This window comes from Rhizobium sp. A22-96 (genome assembly GCF_053521805.1).
Genome location: NZ_JBNWDQ010000001.1, coordinates 820,647 through 832,443, shown reverse-complemented (window position 1 = coordinate 832,443; position 11,797 = coordinate 820,647). Strand labels below are relative to the sequence as shown.

General features: G+C 59.2%; 13 protein-coding genes and 1 riboswitch. Of the genes, 5 read left to right on the top strand and 8 right to left on the bottom strand.

The annotated features are described in order from the left end of the window. Positions 1–47: 47 nt before the first annotated feature. The 7 genes from ACQZ6F_RS03765 to ACQZ6F_RS03735 form a co-directional block, all read right to left on the bottom strand. On the bottom strand, positions 48–401 hold the full coding sequence (locus tag ACQZ6F_RS03765) for a hypothetical protein (protein WP_083196870.1): 354 nt from the start codon (positions 399–401) through the stop codon (positions 48–50). A gap of 160 nt (positions 402–561) precedes the next feature. Continuing rightward, a complete protein-coding gene (locus ACQZ6F_RS03760; RefSeq protein ID WP_449092708.1) occupies positions 562–1,173 on the bottom strand; it encodes a thiamine phosphate synthase in 612 nt (203 codons plus the stop codon). Next, positions 1,170–1,943: a thiazole synthase gene (locus ACQZ6F_RS03755; RefSeq protein ID WP_449092707.1), complete on the bottom strand. Its 774-nt coding sequence runs from the start codon at positions 1,941–1,943 to the stop codon at positions 1,170–1,172. The genes ACQZ6F_RS03760 and ACQZ6F_RS03755 overlap by 4 nt, the downstream gene beginning before the upstream one ends. A gap of 3 nt (positions 1,944–1,946) precedes the next feature. Continuing rightward, positions 1,947–2,144, bottom strand: coding sequence for a sulfur carrier protein ThiS (gene thiS, locus ACQZ6F_RS03750; RefSeq protein WP_077467812.1), 198 nt, complete (start codon positions 2,142–2,144; stop codon positions 1,947–1,949). Then, positions 2,135–3,115, bottom strand: coding sequence for a glycine oxidase ThiO (gene thiO / locus ACQZ6F_RS03745; RefSeq protein WP_449092706.1), 981 nt, complete (start codon positions 3,113–3,115; stop codon positions 2,135–2,137). The genes thiS and thiO overlap by 10 nt, the downstream gene beginning before the upstream one ends. 1 nt (position 3,116) lies before the next feature. Next, a complete protein-coding gene (thiC, locus tag ACQZ6F_RS03740) occupies positions 3,117–4,943 on the bottom strand; it encodes a phosphomethylpyrimidine synthase ThiC (RefSeq protein WP_449092705.1) in 1,827 nt (608 codons plus the stop codon). Between the two features lie 92 nt (positions 4,944–5,035). Continuing rightward, positions 5,036–5,167, bottom strand: a riboswitch (TPP riboswitch). A 153-nt stretch (positions 5,168–5,320) separates the two neighbouring features. Next, positions 5,321–6,064: a hypothetical protein gene (locus tag ACQZ6F_RS03735; protein WP_068393713.1), complete on the bottom strand. Its 744-nt coding sequence runs from the start codon at positions 6,062–6,064 to the stop codon at positions 5,321–5,323. 611 nt (positions 6,065–6,675) lie between these two features. On the opposite strand from ACQZ6F_RS03735, the gene ACQZ6F_RS03730 reads away from it, so the two are divergent. Continuing rightward, positions 6,676–7,770 (top strand): porin, encoded by a 1,095-nt coding sequence (locus ACQZ6F_RS03730; protein ID WP_077467813.1) that lies wholly within the window; start codon positions 6,676–6,678, stop codon positions 7,768–7,770. A 146-nt stretch (positions 7,771–7,916) separates the two neighbouring features. Here ACQZ6F_RS03730 and ACQZ6F_RS03725 read toward each other — a convergent pair whose 3' ends face one another. Continuing rightward, positions 7,917–8,558 (bottom strand): TetR family transcriptional regulator, encoded by a 642-nt coding sequence (locus ACQZ6F_RS03725; protein ID WP_449092704.1) that lies wholly within the window; start codon positions 8,556–8,558, stop codon positions 7,917–7,919. A 493-nt stretch (positions 8,559–9,051) separates the two neighbouring features. Here ACQZ6F_RS03725 and ACQZ6F_RS03720 point away from each other — a divergent pair, with 493 nt between their 5' ends. The 4 genes from ACQZ6F_RS03720 to ACQZ6F_RS03705 all read left to right on the top strand — a co-directional run bounded on the left by ACQZ6F_RS03720 (position 9,052) and on the right by ACQZ6F_RS03705 (position 11,740). After that, a complete protein-coding gene (locus tag ACQZ6F_RS03720) occupies positions 9,052–9,882 on the top strand; it encodes an EF-hand domain-containing protein (RefSeq protein WP_449092703.1) in 831 nt (276 codons plus the stop codon). A 397-nt stretch (positions 9,883–10,279) separates the two neighbouring features. Continuing rightward, positions 10,280–10,852, top strand: a complete 573-nt coding sequence (locus ACQZ6F_RS03715) for an RNA polymerase sigma factor (RefSeq protein WP_449092702.1) — start codon at positions 10,280–10,282, stop codon at positions 10,850–10,852. Beyond that, a complete protein-coding gene (locus ACQZ6F_RS03710) occupies positions 10,845–11,294 on the top strand; it encodes a hypothetical protein (RefSeq protein WP_077467817.1) in 450 nt (149 codons plus the stop codon). Before ACQZ6F_RS03715 ends, ACQZ6F_RS03710 begins: the two co-directional genes overlap by 8 nt. Then, positions 11,291–11,740 carry a periplasmic heavy metal sensor gene (locus tag ACQZ6F_RS03705; RefSeq protein ID WP_077467818.1) on the top strand — a complete coding sequence of 150 codons (450 nt, stop codon included), beginning with the start codon at positions 11,291–11,293 and terminating at the stop codon, positions 11,738–11,740. The genes ACQZ6F_RS03710 and ACQZ6F_RS03705 overlap by 4 nt, the downstream gene beginning before the upstream one ends. The last annotated feature ends 57 nt before the right edge of the window (positions 11,741–11,797 follow it).

The following is an 11,797-nucleotide window of genomic DNA, read 5'->3' as shown; positions in this document are numbered from 1 at the left end:
GACTGTCCAATCAAGCATCGGCTCGTCGCCGACACTCGGCTGACTGCTTAGTTGCAGACGCGGACGCGTTCGTAGTGCCAACCGTCGTCATACTGGTTTTCAACCTGACGGTTCTCCAACCAGCATCTGGGCGGCGGGGGTGGTGCTTCATACACCGGACCGCGGTTGGCAAGCGCGCCACCGACGATCAGGCCGCCGATGAGGCCTGCGGCGACGCCGCCGGCGATTGCGCCACCATTGCCATGGTGACGATGGCCACGCCAATCGTCATGGCCGCGCCAGTCGCCACGATAGGGCGGCCGGCCGTCGTAATACTGCGCCTGCGCGCTGCTGACGGGCGCCAATGCGCCACCTACGACCGTAGCGGCCAGCAAAACCGTTAGAACTGTTTTCTTTATCATGACTACCTCCAAAGCAGTCTTCATGCTCAGCGAATGCGCGAGTCATTTATTCAACGTTCTAAGCATGATTATGTTCACCTGAATATTTTATGAATGTATCGTTCATCGCAGCCGAATCCCGGAAAACCAGCCGTCTGGCGATGATTTTCAGCCGTATCGATCAGCTGGAAAGCCATGGACGCGTTGCCTTGATCCATTCCTGCGTGCGTGATTCGGGGTCGGAATTGCGGGTGATATCGGTCACGACGGCGGCAATATCGGCGCCATTTTCGAACACGCCGGCAATACGCGCAATCGTGAGGCCGCCGATCGCGACAAGCGGGATGTTGCCTATTTCGGCCTTCCATTGGCCGATTCGCTCAAGACCTTGCGGCGCCCAGGCCATGGCTTTGAGGATGGTGGGGTAGATCGGCCCGAGCGCGATATAATCGGGACTTGCCGTAAGAGCTGTCGCCAGCTCGGTCTCGTCATGTGTCGAAAGCCCCAGCTTCAAACCGGCCTTGCGGATGGCGCCGACATCGGCCGACGCCAGATCCTCCTGTCCCAGGTGAATGAAATCACAGCCTTCTTCGATCGCAAGCTGCCAATAGTCATTGATGATCAACTGGCACTCATGTGCCGCACAAATCGCCTTTGCAGCTTGAATGTCCGTGCGTATCTCGGCGAGAGGGCGATCCTTGATACGCAGCTGCACCAGTTTTACGCCGAGCGGCACCAGCCTTTCGATCCATGCGGCGCTATCGACGATCAGGTAGAAAGGGTCGAGTTTCATGCGAAAACCGCCTTTCCGATGACCGGTGTCGATGGTACCGCCATGTCACGCGGCTCCAGCATGCCCGCGCCGAATGCTTGCCTACCGGCATCGATCGCCTTGGCGAAGGCTTCGGCCATCGCAGCGGGATCAGCCGCGCCGGCAACGGCGGTGTTCAATAGCACTGCATCGAAACCCAGCTCCATGACCGTGGTCGCATGCGAGGGGCGGCCGATACCGGCGTCCACGATCAGCGGCACCTCGGGAAAATGCGCGCGCATCGAGCGAAGGGCCGAGAGATTGAGCGGCCCCGCGGCCGTGCCGATCGGCGCGCACCAGGGCATCAGCACCTTGCAACCGGCTTCGATCAGGCGTTCGGCGACTACAAGATCGTCCGTCGTATAGGGAAAGACCTCGAAGCCGTCTTCGGTGAGAATGCGTGCCGCCTCCACCAGCGCGAAGACATCCGGCTGCAGCGTGTCGTGATTGCCGATCACCTCGAGCTTGATCCAGTTGGTTCGAAACACTTCGCGGGCCATTTTCGCCGTCAGCACCGCTTCCGAAACACCATGGCAGCCAGCCGTGTTGGGAAGAACGCGTACGCCGAGGCCGCGGATCATGTCGAAGAACGCGCCGCCACCGCGTCCACCCGCCGTCTCACGGCGCAGCGAGACGGTAACGATCTCTGTTCCCGACCGCCTGACCGCTTCGGCGAGGATGGCTGGTGAGGGGTAGCGAGCCGTACCAAGAAGTAGCCGCGATCCGACTTGGCTTCCATAAAGATCAAGCATGGCTCAGCCTCCCTGCATCGGTGTCAGGATCTCGATCCTGTCATTGTCATCAAGCGAATGGTCGTCGCGATCTTCGCGGTGGACGAGCTCGCCGTTGACGGCGGTGGCCAGCCAGTCGCCCTCATAGTCGAGTGCGACGAGAAGCTGGGTGAGCGTGGTAACGGCGATCGTCTGGGCTTCGCCGTTGATGATCAGGCGCATAGGGAGCTCCCTTGTTTCGTCTGCTCGGAAAGGATGAGATCGGCAGCTTCCACCGCCATTGCCGGCGCCAGCAGGAAGCCGTGGCGGTAAAAACCGTTGAGGATGGTGACGTTGCCTTCCCGGGTCACTTTCGGGAGATTATCGGGGAAGGCTGGGCGGATGCCGGCGCCGGTTTCGACGACAGCGGCGTCGGCAAAGGCCGGGTGTAGCGCGTAGGCCGCATTCAGCAGTTCCATCAGCGAACGCGCCGTGATCGGCCCGTCGAATTCGGTTTCGATCATCGTGGCACCGACCATGAAAAGGCCGTTGCCGCGCGGCACGATATAGACCGGAAAGCGTGGATGCAGCAGGCGGATGGGCCGTGCAAGCGCGATTTCTTCCGTACGCAGATAGAGCATTTCGCCGCGCACCCCGCGCAGATCATGGGTTTGCCCGATTTGGGCGGAGCCCGTGCAATCGGCGATCTCGGAGAAGCCGCTTTCGTCGATATCACCGCTGGCAAAGGCGACACCCTTCGCCAAAAGTCCCCCTTTCAGTCTGGTCAACGCCCGGCGCGGATCCAGATGGGCCTCCTCGGGAAAGAACAACCCATGCCTGAAGCGGCCCGCAAGAGCGGGCTCCAGGGCAGCGATTTCGCTTTCTTCGACCCGGCGATAGCCGCTCGTGCGGCCGGCGAATCGTTTCAGCTCCACCTGATCGCGTGTCGGCGCGACAATGAGAGTTCCGTTGCGCACGACTTCTCCCGGCAGCATCGTATCCCACCGGTCGGCGGCATCGATTCCGAGCGAGAGTACCGCCGCATCGGCGCTTTCCCGTTCGCACCATGGCGCCAGCATGCCGCCGGCGAGCCAGGAGGCGGCATTGCCGAACTCCGGACGCGGGTCGAAGACCGTGACTTCGGCGCCGCGGACATTCAGTTCATGTGCGAGAGTGAGGCCGGCAACGCCGGCCCCTTTGATCAGGACGCGCATCTCACTCGGCCGGATGAGCAAGGTTTTCGATGGGCATATAGAGATCCCCGCCCTCGCGATATTTTGCCGCCATCGCGTCCAAGCCCTCCTTCTGGGCCTCGGCGCGAATGTCGTGCGAAATCCGCATCGAGCAGAATTTCGGACCGCACATCGAGCAGAAATGCGCGACCTTGTGCGCTTCCTTCGGCAAGGTTTCGTCATGGAAGCTACGGGCCGTATCGGGATCGAGCGAGAGGTTGAACTGATCTTCCCAGCGGAATTCGAATCGCGCCCGCGACAGGGCATCGTCACGGAGCTGGGCGGCCGGATGTCCCTTGGCAAGATCGGCGGCATGGGCGGCGATCTTGTAGGTGATAACGCCGGTCTTGACGTCATTGCGATCGGGCAGGCCGAGATGTTCCTTCGGCGTGACATAGCAGAGCATCGCCGTGCCGAACCAGCCGATCATCGCAGCGCCTATGCCGGAGGTGATGTGATCGTAACCCGGCGCGATATCGGTCGTCAGCGGCCCGAGCGTATAGAAGGGTGCCTCGCCGCAGACCTTCAGCTGCTTGTCCATGTTTTCCTTGATCTTGTGCATCGGCACATGGCCGGGGCCTTCGATCATCACCTGGCAATCTTTGGCCCAGGCGATCTTGGTCAATTCGCCGAGGGTTTCCAGCTCGGCGAATTGCGCGGCGTCGTTGGCATCAGCGATCGAGCCGGGACGAAGGCCGTCGCCAAGCGAGAAGGAGACGTCGTAGGCGCGGCAGATGTCGCAGATCTCCTCGAAATGCTCGTAAAGGAAGCTCTCGCGGTGGTGATGGAGACACCACTTGGCCATGATCGAGCCGCCGCGCGAGACGATGCCGGTGACACGATTGACCGTTAGCGGGATGTAATGCAGCCGCACGCCGGCATGGATGGTGAAATAATCGACGCCCTGTTCGGCCTGTTCGATCAACGTGTCGCGATAGACCTCCCAGGTCAGGTCTTCGGCAATGCCGCTGACCTTTTCCAGCGCCTGATAGAGCGGCACGGTGCCGATCGGCAGCGGCGAATTGCGGATGATCCATTCGCGGATGTTGTGGATGTTGCGGCCGGTTGAGAGGTCCATGACGGTATCGGCGCCCCAGCGGGCGGCCCAGACCATCTTCTCGACCTCTTCCGCCATCGACGACGTGACGGCGGAATTGCCGATATTGGCGTTGATCTTCACCAGAAAGTTCCGACCGATGATCATCGGTTCGGCCTCGGGGTGGTTGATGTTGGCAGGGATGATCGACCGACCGGCAGCGACTTCCTGGCGGACGAATTCCGGCGTCACATGGTCTGGAATATGGGCACCGAAGCTCTCACCGTCGCGAATCAGGGCTTCGGCCTTTGCCTTGCGGCCGAGATTTTCGCGAATAGCGATGAATTCCATCTCCGGCGTGATAATGCCGGCCCGTGCATAGGCCAGCTGCGTGACGGCCTTGCCACCCGTGGCACGCAATGGCTGGCGTTTGGCGGGAAATTCCGGCGTCAGCCGATCGGCGCTGACGAAGCCATTGTCTTCGGGGCGGATGTGGCGACCCTCATAGGCTTCGACATCGCCGCGGGCGAGCACCCAGTCGCGCCGCAGCTGCGCGAGGCCTTGCTCGATAAGGATATCTGCGCCTTCGATCGTATAGGGGCCGGAGGAATCATAGACGACGACAGGCGGCTCGCCCGCGGTTGGATGAACGCTGATCTCGCGCATCGGGACGCGGATATCGGTGTGGATCTCCCCCGGAATGTAGATTTTCCGCGATGCCGGCAGCGGCCCGGTGGTAACGGTGGGGGTGAGGTTTTTTGCGGCAATGGTCATGGTTTGAGGCTCCAAGTGGTTGTTGGAGACCCAGTCAATCAGCCGGAATGATGAAAAGACGCCGGCATGGATTCCACGCGTGAATCCGAAGCCATCGAGCGCTTGCACCGTCCCTACGCCAGTATGAACTGGATCAGGTTCAACGGGTCACTGCGCCACAATCGACAGAGTCGTATTGTCCAGCAGTATCTCAGCCCCTTGCCGGGACCCCCCTGGTGAATGTCGAAAGGCTATGCTCTCTCTTCGGCTGCTGTCAACCCCGCAGCCATTGTCGTTCTTACGACCTCTTTCGCCACCCACAACTCAAGAGTGCGCGCAGCGGCTTTTCAGCTACACGGCAGGCACAAAGCCGAGAGTGGTTGTAATCTCGCGCCGGATCAGTAGCGGGGTGCGGTATTGCCGACGAAGCGATGAGGGCCGGTATGGTTCAGCTTGCTGGCCGTATCGAGCCAGATCTTGCCACCCAAGGCGCGCCAGCGGCGGCAGAAGGCGAAATCCTCGCTGAGATAAAGGCCGGTTTCTTCCTCGATCATGCATTCGAACAGCGCATATTGCGTACCCGGCGAAGCCTTGGTGCTCGGATAGGCATGGATGGCATTGTAGCGCAACCCTGGGTAGGATTCGCTCATCTGCTCCAGGACCGCGCGTTTGATGAGAAGCATGCCGGTGCCGGCATAGACGGCGCTGACGAAATCGCCGTCGCGTTCCGCATTTTGTCCCACCAGGGGCGTGCCGACATAGTGAAGAGCGGCTGCAGCAAGCGACGAGCCATCCTGCGAATTGATGCGGGCGGCGGTCTCCCAATCGTAATCCTTGATCGGATACATGGCGGCAACGACGTCCTTGTCGGCATCCAGCAGGCGCATGACCTGATCGGGCTCGAAACTGATGTCCGCATCGACGAAGAGCAGATGAGTCGCCGCAGTATCGTTGAGGAAGGATGACACCAGCGTGTTGCGGCTGCGGGTGATCAGCGCGTCATTGCCGAGCAGGGCGAGTGTCAGCTGAATGCCTGCCTGAGCGCCTCGCTGCATGAGCGAGAAGATGGATTGCATATAATCCTTGGTGACGAGACCGCCGAAACAGGGAGTCGCAATGAAGATCAGCCGATTCTCGGTCATTCGCAGTTGGTTCCTTTCCGGAAGTGCGATTCGCCAGAATCTAGGGAGATTCACTATTTCTGTGTGTACCGAATTGTTGAATTTTGTTTCTGAAAGTTTGCTGGATGTTGCTGGAGAGAGATTGTCGGCCGGCGTCGGCTCCAATGCCAATGGCTGTCAGTGGCCCATGGAATTTGAAGGCGCAGACCCGGTTTTGACGGCAAGGCCATCAGCCGGAGCCGCTATCTCGCTCCTTAAAGGCATGAATCGACGCGTTTCTGCCGTCAGCGGGCGAAACTCCTGTGCCCTATTGAGGGCAGTTGCATTTAGGCAACAGAGATCAAGACTAACGCTTGAAGCGGTTTCACATAATTGACAAACATACGGGCTGTTTGTAAGTCAAATACAGGACATAAGTTGTCTTACGGTCGGGTAATCGGCCGGATCGGTAGAGGCATTTCAAGGCCTTGCTGTGGGGTCGATTATGAAGGTTCGGGGGGACTCAAGCCAACATTAGGTGCGTATTTTGCCGGGCTACCCGCTCGTGTTGAGGCCGAACCGATCTCTGAGTTGGTATTCCAGCTCAGTACTCGCTGCAGACAAGAAATGCATATTACAACCAGGAGTTTATAATGAACATCAAGAGCCTTCTTCTCGGCTCCGCTGCTGCGCTCGCTGCAGCTTCCGGTGCCCATGCAGCTGACGCTATCGTTGCTGCTGAGCCGGAGCCGTTGGAATACGTTCGCATCTGCGACGCATATGGTGCTGGCTACTTCTTCATCCCGGGTACCGAGACCTGCCTCAAGATCGGCGGACGTGTCCGTTCTGAAGGCGAATGGTACGACGCTTACAACCCGAACAGCAAGGTTGGCACGCTGTGGCACACCCGTGCTGAGCTGAGCCTCGACACCGCAACCGACACCGAATACGGCCCGCTGAAGACCAACACGGTTTTCCGTTGGGACTGGAACGATGGCGGCGCGACCTCCACGAAGCTGCTGTTTGCTAACATCAGCCTCGGCGGCTTCACCGTTGGTAAGCTCGACTCGCAGTACAACCTGTATGTCGGCTACGCTGGCGACGTCATCAACGACGACGTGATCTATGACGGCCCGTACGAACTCAACCAGCTGACCTACAACTACGATGCAGGCAACGGCTTCACGGCTATGGTCTCGCTCGAAGACTCGAACTCCAGCGGTTCGGACAAGTCTTCCTACGGCGCGAGCTGGTGGACGGACGACAAGACCAACCATTACGCTCCTGACGTTGTCGCCGGTCTCGGCTTCAAGTCTGGCGCATGGGGCGTCAAGGTCGTTGGCGGTTACGACTCGATCGTTGAAGAAGGCGCTGTCAAGGTTCGTGTAGACGCTGACTTCGGCGTATTCTCGGCCTTCTTGATGGGCGGTTACAACACCGACGGCAGCAAGCTCAACAAGTACGCCGGCACCAACCTCGATCGTTCGGCTTGCCCGGTTAACGATGCTTCGAAGTGCGGCTGGGGCGACTGGGCCGTCTGGGGCGGCGGTAGCGTTCCGATCAACGACAAGCTGAAGTGGAACCTGCAGCTCGCTTACACCGACTCCAAGATCTTCGCCGCTACGACGAACCTCACCTGGAACCCGGTTAAGAACCTGACGCTCCGTCCGGAAGTTTCCTACACCAACTTCGATTCTGTGAACCAGGATCAGTGGGCTGGTATCATGCGCTTCGAGCGCAGCTTCTAATCAAGAATTACCCGGCCTCGTGCCGGGTAAGAGAAGCCTGATGTTCCAATCCGTCAGGCTTCTTTCAGTGATCGGTTGACCTCCGATCAAAGAGAAAGGATCCGGCTTTCCCTCCGGATCCTTTTTATTTTGAGCCGCTTTTTATCTTAAGCCGCTGAAGTCGCCATTTCGCGCGTCTGGGCCGACGGGAACCAAGTCTTCAAGACCATTTTGATGAACATCTGCCCGCAGGGCACGAGCTGGAAATTGCCCCTGTCGAGGGTCCACTCCGTGATGAGGCCACCGATGACGGCGGTGAGCGACGAGGCGGCCGTATCCGGCGTCCAGGGTGCCGGCAACTTCGTCTTCGCATCCATCAAGGTGAATATACGCTCGAAGTTGTCGTGCATGTCCTGCCGGAAGGAGCTCGCGCGGCTTGTGGTTCCGTCGCAGAACGCCATATCGAGATGCATCATCACCTTCAGCATGCTGCGCTTGCGCGGATCGTGCTGAACATCCTCGAATATCGCGGCAATCGCGTCGGCAACGAGATCGAGCGGATTGGGCGGCAATTCCTTCGACATCCGCTCGGCCAATTCCTGAAACGGCTGCTGGGCTTCATCGCGTATCGCGAACATGAGGCCCTGCTTGTTCTTGAAATGCCAGTGAACCGCGCCGCGCGTAACTCCGGCGGATGCAGCTATCTCCTCGAGGCTGACATTCTCATAGCCCTTGTCGAGAAACAGAGCTTTTGCCGATTGCAAAATCTCGCTCCTCGTTTCTGCCGCCTCCTCCTTAGTCCGCCTCATTCCGCTCTCCACAGAAACAGATTCTCAAGCTGTGCCCCTTTTTATATTTTTGCTCCGTCTATGCGGCGTCAAAGCCGGGATCCCCATACCGGCTACATTCAGCAGCATAGCAGCGTTTAGATGTTTCCTCAAAATCGATAAAGGAAATCGCAACGCGATGTATTCGTCAAGCACCTATAAGCCACGCGCAAGTTTCCTCGTGCAATTTTCACGCGTTGGGAAGTGCAAAGTCGAAAATGTGCAGATGCCGATAGCGCCATGAGGGCGAAAGCTCGCTACGGACGATCGTAAATCCAGTCATCTCGGAGTGGTGCATTCACCATGACGGGTCGCGGCAGAGATTTGGTCTCCGGCGTTCGGCAGTTCCATCAGCTCATATCGATAATCGAAGTCATGGCTCCGCATCCGTGCGGTCGGGCATGACGGTCATGTGTTCAAGTCGCGTATGTGTAAACCATCCGAGTCCCTCTCAACGCTCGTATCCGGAGGCCCCATGACGAGCATTACCTCGGTCTTATCAAACAATTACTATCAGTATCCGACGTCTCGTTCGGCGACGTCATCGTCAGACGATTCTGCGTCCTCGATACTGTCCGGCACTTCGTCCGGCAGTTCTTCCACCACGAGTTCTTCGTCCTCGTCGGACGACCAGTCGCAGATCACCGCGGCGGAGCAGCTGATTGCCCAGCTGATGAACATCATCCTAAATCTTCAGGCGAACAGTGGTGGCGGCAGCAGCGGTAGCGGCGACAGCTCTGCATCGAGTTCCAGTGGTGATTCGGTCGATTCGACGTCCAGCACCCAGCAGTCCTCGGCAACCGCCACGCAGAGCAGCAAGCTGACCGACAGAATCAGCGCCATGGATACCAATGGCGATGGCAGTATCAGCGAGGCGGAATTCGTTGCCGCTCGGCCGTCCAATGTCAGCGAGGACCAGGCTCAGAAGCTGTTTGAAAGCTTCGACAAGGACGGTACTGGTTCGTTGACCGACTCGCAGCTGGCAAGCGCAATGCAGTCGGGTCACCACGTACATCATGGCGGACAATCGAACGATGACCAGCTCTCCAGCCTGTTTTCCTCGATGGATACAAACGGCGATGGCAGTGTAAGCGAAGCCGAATTCGTGGCGGCCCGTCCGTCCGATGTCAGTCAGGATCAGGCGACGACCCTGTTCAAGAGCCTGGATACGTCCGGTTCTGGATCGCTGACGCAGAGCCAGTTCGAATCCGCTATGAAGGCGCAGCAGCCGCAGATGCCCGATTTCAACAATCTTTACGCCTTCAATGAACAGGATCAGACGACGAGCGATCTGCTCTCACTCTGACCGAAAAACCTTTCGCATCTGACCTTGCGAATGTGCCGGCAGCTTGGACGAGAGACGTTGGGGCCTCCACATCCAAGCGTGCCGGCTTTTTGTTGCCCCGCTCGCACGGGATTGTGTTGAAAAGGCCGGTTGTCGCGCGGACGTTGCTCATGGCACGGATAACCGTTTGGCCCGCCGCAGAAAAAATGAACAAATCGATAATGTGAGAGCGACGGATTTCGGCAGACGGCCCGTTCAATCATCGACAACATATGCTTCGATGTCGAAGGAAAGAGACGCTGCGATCAGATTGGTACGATGCGCCGGAAATGACGAATAGGCAAAGACCTCTTGTCAACGGCGGCCAAGGGGCGTGCAATGCGGATGTCGCACGAAATTGGAACGGTGGCGATTGTCGATGAAAACGGATCGCACGCCCGAGAATGGCGACCCGGATGGAGATTTGCTGGGTCGCATCGCTGCCGGCGACGTTCCGGCGATGCGTACGATGGTGACACGGCAATTGCCGAGGATCCTTTCGGTGGCGACCCGTATGCTTGGCGACGCCGCCGAGGCCGAGGACGTCGCCCAGGAGACGTTCCTGCGCGTATGGCGAAATGCCGGCGGCTGGCGCCAGCGCAACGCCCGCTTCAGCACCTGGGTGCACCGCGTGGCGATCAATCTTTGCTACGACCGGCTGCGCCGGCGCAAGGATGTGCTTGCCGAACATCCGCCCGAGATCGAATACGAAGGTCCGGCGCCGGATGCAGGGCTGCTGAATGAGGATGATCCGTCGCGGCGGGTGGAGCGCGCCATGCAGATGATTGCGCCCCGGCAGCGGGAGGCGATCGTTCTGGTTTACTATCAGGCGCTGTCGAATGCGGAAGCGGCTGCGATCATGGACGTGAGCGTGGATGCGTTGGAGAGCCTGCTGGCGCGTGGAAGGCGTTCCTTGCAGGTGCTGTTGTTGAAGGAACAGAGCGATGACTGAACAAGTCGCAGGTCCTATGAGTGCGGAGCGGTTTGCCGAATTGGCCGATGCCTATGGTGGCGATATCGGCCGATGGCCGCAGACGGAGCGCGCGGCTGCGCGCGAATATGCGGAAAATTCCGATGCGATCGGCGCGCTATCGCGCGCTGCCGATCTGGATGCGCTGCTCGATACCTATGTCGTGAAAACCAAACATCAGGGCCTGGACGCCCGGATAATTGCGCAGATCACCCGCCGGTCGAAGATCCGCAACTGGTTCCGCTTTGGCTCAGCCGGCGTCGGCCTCGTCGGCATCGGCATAGCCGGCGCTCTTGCGGGTAGCGTCGCGATCGCCGTGTTGGCACCCAGCCTGACATCGGAGACAACAGTCGTATCGGATGGAACCAGCACCATGTTCGGCGATATCGGGCCCGACGTGACCATAACGCAGGAAAGCCAATGACAGACCGCAGCTTCCGAATATTGGTCATATCCCTGTTGGTGTTGAATACCTTCCTGATCGGGGCACTGGCCGGTGGAGGATTGACATGGATCCGCAATTCGCAGCCGGGAGCCGGCCTCATGCCCCTGGGCGGCGAGCAACTGCCGTCATCCCAGAAAAAGGCGCTGCGTGCGGCCCTCAACGAAGCGCGTAGGGATGAGCGCCAAACCATTCTTGAGGCGCAACAGGCCAAGATCGATGCCGCGTCTCTTCTTGGGCAGCCGGTGCTGGATACGGAAGCGTTGTCGGCGGCTCTGGCAAGGGCCCGCAATGCTGATGTTGCCTTGAGGGCAAAGGTAGAGCAGCGTGCCGTCGATTTCGCCGCAACGCTATCCTATGACGAACGGCGTGCGCTTGCCGGGAGCCTGATCCGCCGCAACATGCCGAAGGCCGCTGCCACAAAATGATCACACTTGCCGACCGACGGATCGGCAAGGCGCCTGCGTTAAAGGAGCATGTTTGAT

What these genes read in the sequence shown, in the direction of transcription:
- thiC (WP_449092705.1), bottom strand. Translation starts at nt 4,943, where the DNA reads ATGACCATTGCCGCAAAAAACCTCACCCCCACCGTTACCACCGGGCCG.
- ACQZ6F_RS03720 (WP_449092703.1), top strand. Translation starts at nt 9,052, where the DNA reads ATGACGAGCATTACCTCGGTCTTATCAAACAATTACTATCAGTATCCG.
- ACQZ6F_RS03765 (WP_083196870.1), bottom strand. Translation starts at nt 401, where the DNA reads ATGATAAAGAAAACAGTTCTAACGGTTTTGCTGGCCGCTACGGTCGTA.
- ACQZ6F_RS03755 (WP_449092707.1), bottom strand. Translation starts at nt 1,943, where the DNA reads ATGCTTGATCTTTATGGAAGCCAAGTCGGATCGCGGCTACTTCTTGGT.
- thiO (WP_449092706.1), bottom strand. Translation starts at nt 3,115, where the DNA reads ATGCGCGTCCTGATCAAAGGGGCCGGCGTTGCCGGCCTCACTCTCGCA.
- thiS (WP_077467812.1), bottom strand. Translation starts at nt 2,144, where the DNA reads ATGCGCCTGATCATCAACGGCGAAGCCCAGACGATCGCCGTTACCACG.
- ACQZ6F_RS03725 (WP_449092704.1), bottom strand. Translation starts at nt 8,558, where the DNA reads ATGAGGCGGACTAAGGAGGAGGCGGCAGAAACGAGGAGCGAGATTTTG.
- ACQZ6F_RS03705 (WP_077467818.1), top strand. Translation starts at nt 11,291, where the DNA reads ATGACAGACCGCAGCTTCCGAATATTGGTCATATCCCTGTTGGTGTTG.
- ACQZ6F_RS03735 (WP_068393713.1), bottom strand. Translation starts at nt 6,064, where the DNA reads ATGACCGAGAATCGGCTGATCTTCATTGCGACTCCCTGTTTCGGCGGT.
- ACQZ6F_RS03715 (WP_449092702.1), top strand. Translation starts at nt 10,280, where the DNA reads ATGAAAACGGATCGCACGCCCGAGAATGGCGACCCGGATGGAGATTTG.
- ACQZ6F_RS03710 (WP_077467817.1), top strand. Translation starts at nt 10,845, where the DNA reads ATGACTGAACAAGTCGCAGGTCCTATGAGTGCGGAGCGGTTTGCCGAA.
- ACQZ6F_RS03730 (WP_077467813.1), top strand. Translation starts at nt 6,676, where the DNA reads ATGAACATCAAGAGCCTTCTTCTCGGCTCCGCTGCTGCGCTCGCTGCA.
- ACQZ6F_RS03760 (WP_449092708.1), bottom strand. Translation starts at nt 1,173, where the DNA reads ATGAAACTCGACCCTTTCTACCTGATCGTCGATAGCGCCGCATGGATC.